Annotated in this window: 10 protein-coding genes and 1 pseudogene; 3 read left to right on the top strand and 8 right to left on the bottom strand. The window is 71.1% G+C overall.

Annotation, left to right across the window (positions count from 1 at the left end):
- Nucleotides 1-11 precede the first annotated feature (11 nt).
- The 3 genes and pseudogenes from ABZ471_RS34030 to ABZ471_RS34020 form a co-directional block, all read right to left on the bottom strand.
- Nucleotides 12-887: pseudogene (locus tag ABZ471_RS34030) on the bottom strand (alpha/beta fold hydrolase); the annotation flags it as partial.
- Entirely contained in the window at nt 883-2,124 is a 1,242-nt protein-coding gene (locus ABZ471_RS34025; RefSeq protein WP_359071940.1) for a glucuronyl hydrolase, read from the bottom strand. The gene ABZ471_RS34025 and the pseudogene ABZ471_RS34030, both read right to left, overlap by 5 nt.
- Before the next feature lie 132 nt (nt 2,125-2,256).
- Nucleotides 2,257-3,201, bottom strand: coding sequence for a hypothetical protein (locus ABZ471_RS34020; protein ID WP_359071938.1), 945 nt, complete (start codon nt 3,199-3,201; stop codon nt 2,257-2,259).
- A 386-nt stretch (nt 3,202-3,587) separates the two neighbouring features.
- Here ABZ471_RS34020 and ABZ471_RS34015 point away from each other — a divergent pair, with 386 nt between their 5' ends.
- The gene (locus ABZ471_RS34015) at nt 3,588-4,349 is read left to right on the top strand and encodes a polysaccharide deacetylase family protein (RefSeq protein ID WP_359071937.1); all 762 of its coding nucleotides are present in this window, start codon (nt 3,588-3,590) and stop codon (nt 4,347-4,349) included.
- A 26-nt stretch (nt 4,350-4,375) separates the two neighbouring features.
- Here ABZ471_RS34015 and ABZ471_RS34010 read toward each other — a convergent pair whose 3' ends face one another.
- A complete protein-coding gene (locus ABZ471_RS34010; protein WP_359071936.1) occupies nt 4,376-4,762 on the bottom strand; it encodes a hypothetical protein in 387 nt (128 codons plus the stop codon).
- 252 nt (nt 4,763-5,014) lie between these two features.
- Between ABZ471_RS34010 and ABZ471_RS34005 the strand changes: the two genes are divergently transcribed.
- Complete coding sequence (locus ABZ471_RS34005) at nt 5,015-6,307, top strand: ThuA domain-containing protein (protein WP_359071934.1); 1,293 nt, start codon at nt 5,015-5,017, stop codon at nt 6,305-6,307.
- Nucleotides 6,308-6,372: 65 nt separating this feature from the next.
- Here ABZ471_RS34005 and ABZ471_RS34000 read toward each other — a convergent pair whose 3' ends face one another.
- Entirely contained in the window at nt 6,373-9,414 is a 3,042-nt protein-coding gene (locus ABZ471_RS34000; protein WP_359071933.1) for an FG-GAP-like repeat-containing protein, read from the bottom strand.
- Between the two features lie 151 nt (nt 9,415-9,565).
- Between ABZ471_RS34000 and ABZ471_RS33995 the strand changes: the two genes are divergently transcribed.
- Nucleotides 9,566-10,573: a phosphotransferase gene (locus ABZ471_RS33995; protein ID WP_359071931.1), complete on the top strand. Its 1,008-nt coding sequence runs from the start codon at nt 9,566-9,568 to the stop codon at nt 10,571-10,573.
- A 51-nt stretch (nt 10,574-10,624) separates the two neighbouring features.
- Here ABZ471_RS33995 and ABZ471_RS33990 read toward each other — a convergent pair whose 3' ends face one another.
- The 3 genes from ABZ471_RS33990 to ABZ471_RS33980 form a co-directional block, all read right to left on the bottom strand.
- Complete coding sequence (locus tag ABZ471_RS33990; protein WP_359071929.1) at nt 10,625-10,825, bottom strand: hypothetical protein; 201 nt, start codon at nt 10,823-10,825, stop codon at nt 10,625-10,627.
- A gap of 125 nt (nt 10,826-10,950) precedes the next feature.
- Nucleotides 10,951-11,547 carry a hypothetical protein gene (locus tag ABZ471_RS33985; RefSeq protein ID WP_359071928.1) on the bottom strand — a complete coding sequence of 199 codons (597 nt, stop codon included), beginning with the start codon at nt 11,545-11,547 and terminating at the stop codon, nt 10,951-10,953.
- 31 nt (nt 11,548-11,578) lie between these two features.
- Nucleotides 11,579-11,740 (bottom strand): hypothetical protein, encoded by a 162-nt coding sequence (locus ABZ471_RS33980; RefSeq protein ID WP_359071926.1) that lies wholly within the window; start codon nt 11,738-11,740, stop codon nt 11,579-11,581.
- Nucleotides 11,741-11,916 lie beyond the last annotated feature (176 nt).

Below are 11,916 nucleotides of genomic sequence, written 5' to 3'. Positions count from 1 at the left end.
CTGGGGCCCGTTCACTTGCGGTACTTGTCCGTCGCCGCAGCCAGTGCCTCCGCCACCCCGGGCGCCCCCGCGTCGTGCCCGGCGTCGTGCACGGTGGCCAACTCTGACCCCGGCCAGGCCTGGTGGAGGCGCCAGACGATGCCGAGGAGGTTGCCGAAGTCGAGGGTCCCCTGGACTAGGGTGCCGGGGATGCCGGCGAGGAGGTGGGCGTCGCGCAGGACCACGCCCTCGTCGTTGCCGTCGCCCAGAAAGTGGCCGTTTCCCCAGTAGTGGGTGACGGTACGGGCGAAGCCCATGCGGAAGGCGGGGTCCTCGTAGCGGGCGACCGAGCGCGGGGGTGCGGGGATGGCGGCCGTCTCCCAGTCGGTCCAGGCCCGCGCCGCCCGCTCCCGCACCGCGGGATCGGGGGACTCCAGGAGCCGGTTGCAGGCCGCGGGGAGGTTCCCGTCCCGCTCGGCGGGCGGCAGTTCGGCCAGGAACCGCTCGAAGGCCTCCGGGAAGATCCGGCCCAGTCCTCTGGTGAGCAGCTCCACCTCGGCGTCGGAACCGGTCGCGACTCCCGTCAGGAGGAGTTCGGTTACCGCTCCCGGATGGGTCTGCGCATACCGCAGGGCGAGTACCGATCCCCACGACACGCCCCACACCAGCCGGCGTTCGATACCGAGGTGCTCCCGCAGCAGCTCCAGGTCGGCCATCAGGTGTGCGGTCGTGTTGCCGCTCATGTCGGTGTCGTAGCGGCTCGCGTGCGGTGTGGAGCGGCTGCTGCCGCGCTGGTCGAGCAGGACGATCCGGTAGGCGGCCGGGTCGAACAGGCACCGGGGGTAGGGGCTGCACCCGGAGCCCGGACCGCCGTGCAGCACCGCAGCGGGCTTGCCCTCGGGGTTACCGCCTGGTCCTTGTCATTGCGCCGGACAGGTCGATCGCGCGGTCCACGTCCTGCGGCCGGAGCACGCGCAGGATGCCTTCGAGGAGGTAGTAGTCGGCGTACGGGAGGGAGATCTCGATGCCGTCCTCGGCCGGGCGGTTGCGCGTGCAGCGGGCGACGACGGCGTCGGCGCGTGCCGAGTTCCCGGTCAGGCAGGTCGTCGCCAGTGCGGTCAGCAGTCGTAGCGCGGCTTGCCGGTACTCGGGGCGGCCGGTCGCCGCGGACAGGTCCAGCAGGCCGCAGGCCATGATCGCGCCGGCGGAGGCGTCCTTCACGTCGTACGGCTGCTGGGGCGCCCGGTAGTCCCACACGGGGACGTGATCGGGAGTCAGCGCGCCGAGCGCGTAGTCGGCGAGCCTGCGTGCGGTCGTCAGGAACCCCTCGTCGCCGGTGCGACGGTGGATCGTGGTGAACCCGTAGACGCCCCAGGCCTGTCCGCGTGCCCAGCACGACGTGGGGCTGTAGCCCTGCACGGTGTTGGGGCCGATCGGGGCGCCGGTGGCAGGGTCGAAGTCGTACACGTGGGGCGTCGAGCCGTCGGGGCGCGGGAACACCCGCTGGGCGGTCTTCGCGTGTTCCGTGGCGATGTCGAGGTACTTCCCGTCGCCGGTCTGTTCGGTCGCGAAGGCCAGCAGGTCGAGGTTCATCATCGTGTCCATGATGACGCGGCCCGCGTTGTTCGGATCGTTCAGCGCGCCCCAGGCCCGGATGAAGCGGCCGTGGGGGTTGTAGCGCCGGCTCAGCGAGTCGGCCGCCCGCACGGCACCGGCCCGCCAGGTGTCGTCGCCCGTCAGGCGCCAGGCGGTGACCCAGGAGGGGTAGAAGAGGAAGCCCAGGTCGTGGGTGCCGGTGTCGTTCTGGCGGGGAGCCAGCTTCTTCGCGGATTCGAGCGCCAGGGTGCAGAAGGTGTCGTCGCCGCTGTGCAGCCAGGCCATCCAGAGCGTGCCGGGCCAGAACCCGCCGACCCAGTCGCCGTTCTGCGAGTACACCCACTTCTCGGCCTTCGTGCCGACCGGGAAGGCCGTCACTCCCGGGGCGACGGTGCGGAGTTTCCCGATCGCGTAGTCGGCGGCTGCGCGGAGCGTGCGGACGACGGCCGCGGGGGTCTGCTCGGCCGCCTGGGCCGTCGTCATCGGCGCCGCGTACAGCGCGGCGGCCGAGGCCGCCGTGGTCAGCACGGTACGTCGGGAGAGCTCCATCGGCCCGCATCCTCCAAGTCGACAGCGAAGCAGGGAAGTTGATGGAGCCTTGCACAGCCCGCTCCGCCATGTACACCCACGTGTGCATAGTTCATGTACATGAACATGGTGGGAGCGGGCTGTCGGAGTGCCTCAGCCGCAGGTGCCGGCCGGGCGGGTGCGGGTGACCACGTCGCTGACGCCGGTGGTCGCGTCGAGCCAGATCACCTGGGTGCCGGCGGCCGCGGCGGCCGCGAGCTGTTCGCCCCGGTTGCAGGAGACCCGGCTCCTGCGCGGGCCGTCACCTTTGTGCTCCGGCGCGAACTGCCAGAGCTTGGAGAGCGACGCGTTGTTCAGCTCGGCGAGCGGCGTGCGGGCGACCATCGTCACCGCCTGCCCGGAGACGGTCAGGTCGGAGATGTTCAGCGCCGTGCCGAAGGTCTGGACGCTGCTGTACCGGAGGACCGGGTAGCCGGCCTGCGCGTCGATGTACACCTCGCGCAGCACCGGTTCGCCGTGTGCCGGGTCCTGGCCCCGCACGGTGACGTGCCGGGTGAGCACGCCGGTGCCGGTGGGCAGCACGACCAGGCCGTGGGAGGTGCCGGTGAGCGAGGAAGCGTCCTCCTCGCCCGCGCTCGGCCCCCGGGCGCCGAGGTCGTTGCGTACGGCGTCCACGGCGCGCTCGACGGCGAGCGCGTCGTCGACCTCGGCGGTGGTGCCGGTCCGCAGTCCGGTGAAGTACTTGCCGGAGGTGCCGGTGACGATCCGTCTGCCGTCCTTCTTGTCCATGCGAACGACGTACTCACCGCCCAGGACGGGAACTCCGTGGTACGTCTGCCGCAGCCGGACGGTCTCCCTGCCGCCGGAGGTGTCGGTCCCGGCGGGTTTCAGGTCGCGGTCCGGGTCTGCGATGCGGTAGCGGTCCTTCTTCGTGGCGAGGTACGCATGCGCGGCGCCGGCGGGGCTCGTCGCGGCCGGGGCCGGTTCGCGGATGCCGTCCACCAGGGCGGGTGCGGCCGTTCCCTGTCGCGCGATCAGCTCGCCCGGGTCCGGTGGTGCCGTACCCGCGGCCGCCGCGTCGGCGGGGACGGCAGACACGACGAGTGCGGCGGCGCCCAGAAGCGCCGCCGCACCGGATAAGCCGCTTCTTCGTGCTCGCGGTGATGCCGTCGACTCCTTCGAGCGCGTTCTCGAAAGGCGCAGGTGTCCAACCCCCCACAGGAATCTGCCGTGTTCCGGCGGCGGGCCGCCGCCGGGCAGGGGTCATCGAAGTCGTGATGCGGTGGCGCATCAACAGGGCAGCAGAGGGGACGAGAGGTGAATTCCGGCCCAGGGGAGCAAGGGGTTCAGGGCGCGGCTCTCGTTCCCTGTCGCAGAAGCACCGCAGAATTGTCCGTGATCGGTAACAGACGGATCCCCCGGCCGCCGCGGCCCGTCCTGACAGGTGCACGGGGACCACCAACAGGTCGAGGAGCGGGGCGGACATGGCACGGCATGGCGGGCGGGGATGGTACGGCCGGGTGGTCGCGGCAGCGGTCGGAGTGACGGCGGTGGCTGCCGCCACCTCGGTGTGGACCGCGCAGGCCGGCCAGTCCGGCGGGCACCAGGCGGCGGCGCGCCCTGCCGCCCCGAAGGCGACGCCCGTGGCCGCCACCATCGTCCATGCCTCCGACGGCGGCGACCGCGCGGTCAACATCACCATCGACGACGGCCCGGACCCCCTCTGGACGCCGCAGGTGCTTCAGGTGCTGCGGGACAACGGCGTGAAGGCGACGTTCTGCATGGTCGGCACCCAGGCGCAGGCCCACCCGGACATGGTCAAGCGGGTGGTGGCGGCCGGTCACCGGCTGTGCGACCACACGGTGTCGCACGACACCACGATGGACAAGAAGTCCGAGGCCTACCAGTCGCAGCAGATCCTGGACGCCGAACGCCAGATCACGAAGGCGTCCGGGGGCGTACGGCCGATGTACTACCGGGCTCCGGGCGGCGCGTTCACCCCGTACAGCCGGCACCTCGCGGCCTCGCACGGGATGCGGCCGCTGGGCTGGAACGTCGACTCCAAGGACTTCGAGCGGCCCGGCACGGCCGCGATCATCGCCACCGTCAAGAGCGAGCTGCACAACGGCCCGACCCTGCTCTTCCACGACGCCGGCGGCGACCGCTCCCAGACCGTGGCCGCTCTGCGCACGCTGCTGCCCTGGCTGAAGCAGCAGGGCTACTCCTTCGGCTTCCCCGTGCGCTGAACCGAACGTCGCGTGCGAGGAGTTCCCTAGAAGTGGACCTCCTCGCAGGCCCGCCCCCGTGACTCCAGGCGGCCGTCGACGTGCTCCCAGCCCTCGGCGCAGATCACCGACCGGTTCGGCAGGTCACGGCCCACCGGCACGGTGAACTTCTGGTGGTAGCCCCAGAACCCCGTGGCGCTGTTCTGGTCGATGCCGCCGCCCCAGATGTGGAAGTGCCCGGTGAAGTCGCCGTTCCAGGCGGTCGAGGCCGAGATCTGCTCGACACGGAGCCCCGACCCTTCGACGCTGATGCAGGTCCGGCCGTTGCAGCCGGCTGCCCCCGCCTCGGCCGAAGGCGTTCCGGTCAGCACGAGCGCCACCACGCTCACCAGACCCAGCCCCGCCCGCAGCATCCAGCCTGACGTCACGCTCACGAGATATGTCTCCGTTCGGCATTGATCACCAACGAGACGACCTTGGCATCCCGGGTCCGCAGGGTCCGCGTCTCCAGCCCGGATTACATCCGAATGGCGGAATCCGCGGCGGTCGCACGGTTCAAGGAGTGGATGCTCCAACGGGTCCGGTTCCATGGACACTTCACCTCTTGACGCTCTTGGTTCAGACCTTTACGTTGCTCCGGGCATCGGTGTTCCGTCCTGCACCCCCACACCCCACAGGAGCGACACATGCACCGTGTCAGAGCTTCGTCATTCTCGGTCCCCTCCCTGTGCCTGCGGCTGTTCCTGCTACTGGCCGTGCTCCTGGGCACGGCCGCCGTACCGGCGCGCGCCGCGGCGGCCCCCTTCAGGGTGCTGGCCCTGTACAACGGCACCTGGGACGCGGCGCACATCAGCTTCGTCAAAGAAGCGAACGAGTGGTTCCCGCGGCAGGCCGCGGCCAACGGGTTCACCTACACCGCCAGCAACAACTGGGACCTGCTCGCGAACGGCGGAGTGAACGCCTACCAGGTGGTCCTCTTCCTCGACGACCTGCCGCAGACGGCGGCCCAGCGCACCGGCTTCGAGCAGTACATGCGCTCGGGCGGCGCCTGGATGGGCTTCCACGTCTCGGCGTTCACGACGAACGCCACAAGCTGGTCCTGGTACCACAACCAGTTCCTGGGGTCAGGAAACTTCAAGTCCAACACCTGGGGGCCGACCACGGCCGTGCTGCGCGTGGAGGACCGTACCCATCCCGCGGCGAAGAACCTGCCGGCCACGTTCACCTCGTCGGTCAGCGAGTGGTACAGCTGGTCCAACGACCTGCGCCAGAACCCCGACATCAGGATCCTGGCCTCCATAGACCCCAGCAGCTTCCCGCTCGGTACCGACCCCAACCAGACCTGGTACAGCGGCTATTACCCGATCCTGTGGACAAACACCAGGTACAGGATGCTGTACGCGAACTTCGGCCACAACGCGATGGACTACTCCACCAACACGCCGCTGTCCTCGACCTTCGCCAGCGAGACACAGAACCGGTTCGTCCTCGACGGCCTCAAGTGGCTGGGCGGGGCGACGGACACCCAGCCGCCCTCGGGCCCGGTCTCGGAGACGGCCTGGTACACGCTGCGCAACGCCGGCAACAGCACCTGCGTGGACGCCCGGGGCGCGGGCACTGCCAACGGCACGGTGGTCCAGCAGTACGCCTGCAACGGCACCGCCGCCCAGCAGTACCAGTTCCGGTCCACCGACAGCGGGTACCTGCGCATCACCGGACGCGGCAACCCCCAGCAGGTCGTCGACGTCACCGACCGCTCCACCGCCGAGGGCGCCCCGCTCCAGCTGTGGTCCTACTCCGGCGGCCAGAACCAGCAGTGGCGCGCGGTCCAGCAGACCGACGGCGGCTATCGCCTCGTGGCCCGGCACAGCGGAAAGTGCCTCAGCGCCTCGTCCACGGCCGCCGACAGCGTGCAGCTCACGCAGCGAACCTGCGACGACTCCCCCGCGCAGAGCTTCCGCCTCACCGAGCAGCCCTGACCGGACGGTCCACGAGGCCGGGTCCGGCGCCCAGAGGCGCCGGACCCGTCGTGTCCCGGAGCGGGCTAGAACAGGCCCTTGTAACCGCCCCAGCCCGAGCCGATCTTCGTGCGAGAACCGAAGGAACCCTTGCCGTCGCCGTTGGTGCGCCACAGCGTGCCGGAGGTGTCGCGGGCGACGAGGTCCGCCTTGCCGTCCCCGGTGAGGTCGCCGACGCCCACGACGGCGTTGTAGGAGGCGCCCCAGTTGTCGAACACCTTCACCCGGGCCTTGAAGGTGCCGGACGCGGTGCCGTTGTAGCGCCACAGGTCGTTGGACTTGTCCTGGACGAGCAGATCGCCGTGGCCGTCGCCGTTCAGGTCACCGGCGCCGATGACCTTCTTGTAGCCGGACCAGTCGGCGTACAGCTTCACCCGCGCCGACAGCTTTCCGGAGCTGGTGGCCTTGTACAGGTACACCGCGCCGGACCTGGTGTCGCGTGCGACGAGGTCCGCGCGCCCGTCTCCGGTGACGTCGCCCGGTGAGGTGAGGACGTCGTACTGGTCGAAGCCCGTGCCCAGCGTGGTGGAGGCGGTGGACGGTGTCACGGCCTTGCCACAAGCGGGCCGGTAGGCGCGCAGCGTGCCGTTGGCGGACCGCACCAGGACGTCGTTGCAGCGGTCGCCGTTCAGGTCGCCGAAGGGCACGGCCTTGGCGGAGGTCGCCCAGCCCGATCCGGACACCTTTCCGGAGAATCCGCCCCGGCCGTCGCCCTGCTGGATGGTCAGCGCTCCGGAGGAGTTGAGGGTGAGCAGGTCGCCGACGCCGTCGGAGCCCGCGTAGTCGCGCCGCACGGCCGCGGCGCCGGTCACGTGCACGGTGCCCGAGACGGACAGCGTGGCGCCGTTGCCGTCGGCCGGGACGGCGGTGAGCGTCCAGGTGTAGCCGCCGTTGGGCACCAGCGCCCCGTTCTTGCCCTTGCCGTCCCACGACACGTGCACGGCGCTGCGGGCGGGAGCGCCCTGCCAGGTGCGCTGGACCGCTCCGGTGGTGTCGCTCTTGAGGGTCAGCTGCCAGGAGGCGGCCGGCTTGGACAGCCACCAGCGGCCGTTCCACCGCGCCGCACCGCCGGCGGACGCGAACGACGCGGGAGTGGTGGAGTCGGGCACGGTCAGCCTGGACGCCAGCCAGGTGTAGCTGTAGGCGCCGACGACATGGACGGCACTGTCCGCGTCCACGTAGGCCACCTTGTTGGAGCGGCGGTCGAGGGTCCACGTGACCCCGCGGGTGTCGGCCGCCGTCGTGGACGCCACGCCGGTGATCTCCCCGAGGGAGTCGGTGACGTCGTTGAGGACCTCCGTCAGCCGGATCGACTTCCTGGCCGGGTCGTAGTAGCCGTAGAAGCCGTCGCCGAGGAGCACGTCCCCGACCGGGGCGTAGTACGTCTTGTCCATGTAGGCGAGGTTCTTGATCCCGGCCTTCTTCAGAGCGGTGCAACTCCAGTACAGGAGCGTGCCGTTGGTGCGCAGGTCGTCCGGGGTGCAGCCGCCGCCGGTGTCGACGGTCCGGACGGTCCTGCCCGTGCGGAGGCTGGTGGCGACCACCTGGCCCGCGGTGGCGGACGGCGTCCACAGGGTGCCGTAGTCGAGCACGGCCGCCTGGGCCCGCTGTTCGCGGACGACCTTGCCGGCGGTGATGTCCACGACGTACTGCGTGCCTTTCCCGCCGTCTGCCGCGTACAGCACGTACTGCGGGGACACGTCGAGGATGCGGCCGTCGGCGCCCGGCAGCGCGATGGCGCCGTTCGGATGGTCGGCCGTGGTCAGGACGTCCTTGCCGGTGGCCGGGTCGGTGCCGAGCTGGGCGAGGCCTTCGTCACCGCCGTCGGCGAAGCGGCCCGCGCCGGTGCTGCCCGAGGTGGCGGCCGGGGTCAGCGGAGTCCCGCCGGCCGGGGTCAGGGCGGTGCCGACGTCCTGGCTGTGGAGTGTGCGTGTGCCCTGCAGGGAGTTGAGGAAGCGCACGGTGCCGCGGTCGAGGCCGAGCGCGCCGACCTCGCCGTCGTGGTGGACGGGAGAGATCGTCTGCCAGGGTGTGACGGAGACGCCGCCGTTGCCGTCCCCGGCGACGAAGTAGAGGGTGCGCGGGCTGTCGACGGTGGCCCGGCCGATCACGGCCACCGACTCGCCGGTCTGCCAGGCCTGTTCGACGTCGGCGAGGACCGGGGCCGCGTCCGCGCCGAGCGACATGTTGTGCAGCGCCCCACCCGAACCCTCGTACCACAGCAGGTTGTTGCCGATGACGAACGAGGTGACGTCGCTGTCCGGGGACGAGGTCGGCACGGCCCTGACGCCGGGGCTGCCGCCGGCGCTGCCGCGCGCCCGGATCCGGATCCCGGCCCCGTCCTCCCGGGTGTACCACGACACCCAGGCGTCGGTGAGCCGGAAGCTGCTCGCCGGGCCGGTCACCTGCAGAGGCGTGACGGTGCCGTAGATGCCGTTGACGATGCCGTAGGCGGCTCGGCCGTCCATCCGGTAGCGGACGACGAACTCCGAGCCGTCGCGCGCGAGGATCTCCGGGTCGGCCTCCGCGGAGGCGCCCTGCGGCAGTTGCACCTGGACGTCGGTGCCGTCGAACCTGGCGACCCGGTACTCGTAGGTGCCGTCGGCGTGTTCGCGCGAGCCCAGCACCCAGCCGCTGCTCACCTGCGGGTGCCGGTAGCCGCTCGGCAGCGCCGTGGAACGCGAGGCGCCGTTGTCCAGGTTGAGTTCGGTGAGGGTGGTGCCGCCGTCGGCGGCCGGGGTGGAGTAGTAGATCCTGTCACTGTCGTCGTACGTGAAGAAGATGGACTGCGCCGGTACGTCGTCGAGCGCCGGTACCACCTTCCGGCTGCCGCTCCAGATGTAGCCGTCGGTGCCTTCCTGCTGGTACAGCACACCGAGGCGGCCGCTCGTGACCACCGTGATCCGGCGGTCGGTATCGGCATCGGGCGCGGGAATCACAACTCCCGTGGTGACGGCGTACGCGGGAGCGAGCGATGCGAGTGCCAGGCCGGCCGTGACAGCGAGCGTGGTGGCGATGGCGGCCGCTGCGCTCCCCAGGCGCGCGGGCCGCTGGTGCCTTTCAGGCACGGTTCCCCCTCTGTATTCGGCTGTGTCTGTCCGGAGGACGTCGCTGCGCCTACTCGGACAGGTGTTCGTGAGCTTACAGGCGGCCCCTGGGCCGAGTTGGGCCTCCGGAAAACCGCTGGCCGGCCGCGGTTCGGGATGGTGCAATGACGCGATGCGCGATCATGCCTCACTGTCACCGACCGTGGACCGGGGCCGGTATCCGGACGCGGTGACTCCCTGGGAACAGGAGTCCTGGCGCAGCGAGGCCCTCGACTGGGTCGCCGACGGACTCGCCGCCCACGGGCTGCGGACCACCGGGCGGCTGGAGGTACGGCTGCGGCCGTGGTCCGTCCTGGTGCGGGTGTCCGTGGCAGGGCAGGAGGCCGTCTGGTTCAAGGCCAATCCGCCGGCCAGCCGTTTCGAGGGCGCGCTGACTGCCGCGTTGGCCGGGTGGGTGCCGGAGCACGTGCTGGAGCCGCTCGCGGTCGACGCCGATCGTGGCTGGTCGCTGCTGCCGGACGGAGGCGCACTCTTCCGGACCGTGCTCGAGCGGGAGGCCGTGGCTCCCGGCGCGTGGGAGGGTCTGCTCCGTCAGTACGCGAGCATGCAGCACGCCCTGGTCCCGCACGCACGGGCGATCGAACGGCTGGGTGTCCCGAGCGCCCGGACGCCGGAACTGCCGGAGGTGTTCGACGAGCTGCTCGCGGAGAACGCGGCAGTACGGCCGGACGAGCGCGCACGGCTCGGCGCGCTGCGGCCCCGGCTCGTGGACTGGTGCACCGAACTCGCGGCCCTCGGCATAGCCGACTCCCTCGACCACACGGATCTGCACGACGGCCAGCTGTTCAACCCGGAGCCGGGCCGCTACACCTTCTTCGACTGGGGCGACGCCGCCGTCTCCCACCCGTTCTGCAGCCTGCAGGTCACGGCCCGAAGGGCCTGCGACCGGTACGGGCCGGACGTACTGCCGCGGCTGCGCGACGCCTACCTGGAGCCGTGGACCGGAGCCGGCCGCACGACGGCGGAACTGCGGCGCGCGGTGAGCCTCGCGTGGCGCCTGAGCGCCCTGGGACGTGCCCGCGCCTGGGGCCGCCTGTTTCCGACCGCGCCCGGCGTCTCCCCCCTGGCCACGCAGAGCGCCCGGTCGCTGCGGGAACTCTTCGAGGATCCGCCGTTCTGACCACCACTGCCGCTCTGGCCGACGCCGGGGGTCACCGGCGTCGGCGAACCCTCACGGAGCGGCCGTCGGGGCCTGGTGTCCGGTGGCACGGAGCAGGTCCCTGCGGGCGTTGTTGTAGATCCGCAGGAGATGCTTGGCCACGGCGCAGGGCGCGGCGTCGGCATGGCACTGACGGCACGTCTGCACGTGCTGCTCGTAGGTGAAGCGCGCGTTGTCGAACGCGTCGTTGACCGCATCGTTGTGAGAAGACATGGATATCTCCGGGCCGGGCGCGTCGCAGGACGGCGCCGAGTTGACTGGCTGGTACAACCGGAGCAAGGTGATCATGTTACTTGCGGTACTGGGAAACCGGCCGTGCTCGCCGCCGAGCGGCGCGCTCAGTGGCCTCCCGAAGGCTGGTCGCAGCCCGTGTGGTCGGGGTAGCCGCCGAAGGCGTCCGCCTTGGTCGCGGCCTCGCTCATCTCGCCTTCCACGCACACCGGGTAGTCGTCGACCTCGATGAGGAAGCCGACGCCCTTCGAGCCGTTCTGGTACGTCTGCACCTGGCCGCCGGCGTACCCGAGGCCCGCGAGCACCTTGCGGACGCTCTCGGGCTGGAACTCCCCGCGCCTGCGCAACGGTGCGAGCGCCTCCTGCACGCGTCCGATGGCCGCGAGGCCCTGACAGCGGGCCTTGCCGTGCAGGGGGAAAGGCACCATGAAGCCGTGGTTCTCGGCGTAGTGGTCGGTCGGCGGCGCGGTGGGGCTCGGGGTGGCCGTGGACTGCGACGGCGTGGGGGTGGGAGTGGGGCTCTCGCCGGGGCACGCGTAGTCGGCGATCCTGCTCGGCGTGGCCACGGCGGTCCTCGGGGGCCCACCCGCATCGGCGTCGCCTCCGGCCTTCTGCGTCCCGCACCCGGCGGCGAGTACGGCCAGCACCACCACGGGAGCCATCGCGAGCCTGGCCCCCGTTCCCGTCGTCCTGATCATTGTCATGCACCGATCCTGGCCGTCGGCCGGGCCGCCGTCATGAGTGTGCGTACTCATGATTTCGGGCCCGGTCCGTCAGTTCCCGCATCGTCTCCGGTGCGGCTGGATCGAGGGCCGAGCCCGGCACCAGGTTCTCCGGAGCGATGCTCAAGGGGATGGCCTCGGCGCGGTCGAACCCGGCCGCGAGCAGGAGGCTCACCGCTCGCTCGTACTGCTGGAGGGCGCACGCCGTTGCAGGCGCTGACGAGGCGTCTCCTCGTCAGCGGCGCATCAGCCCCCTGTCAGCGGCTCCTGCCACTGTTGTGCATGTGAACGGCACGGGAAACCGGAGGCCGGGAACAGGGAGAGGTGCCCGGAGTGGTTGATCGGGGACCA

This window comes from Streptomyces sp. NPDC005728, from assembly GCF_040630895.1.
Classification (GTDB): domain Bacteria; phylum Actinomycetota; class Actinomycetes; order Streptomycetales; family Streptomycetaceae; genus Streptomyces.
Note: the sequence above shows the minus strand (reverse complement) of the source record. Positions and strands in the feature narration are given on the sequence as shown.

Coding starts and splice junctions, on each gene's coding strand:
- ABZ471_RS34025 (WP_359071940.1), bottom strand. CDS start 2,124: ATGGAGCTCTCCCGACGTACCGTGCTGACCACGGCGGCCTCGGCCGCC.
- ABZ471_RS34015 (WP_359071937.1), top strand. CDS start 3,588: ATGGCACGGCATGGCGGGCGGGGATGGTACGGCCGGGTGGTCGCGGCA.
- ABZ471_RS34005 (WP_359071934.1), top strand. CDS start 5,015: ATGCACCGTGTCAGAGCTTCGTCATTCTCGGTCCCCTCCCTGTGCCTG.
- ABZ471_RS33995 (WP_359071931.1), top strand. CDS start 9,566: ATGCGCGATCATGCCTCACTGTCACCGACCGTGGACCGGGGCCGGTAT.
- ABZ471_RS33990 (WP_359071929.1), bottom strand. CDS start 10,825: ATGTCTTCTCACAACGATGCGGTCAACGACGCGTTCGACAACGCGCGC.
- ABZ471_RS33985 (WP_359071928.1), bottom strand. CDS start 11,547: ATGACAATGATCAGGACGACGGGAACGGGGGCCAGGCTCGCGATGGCT.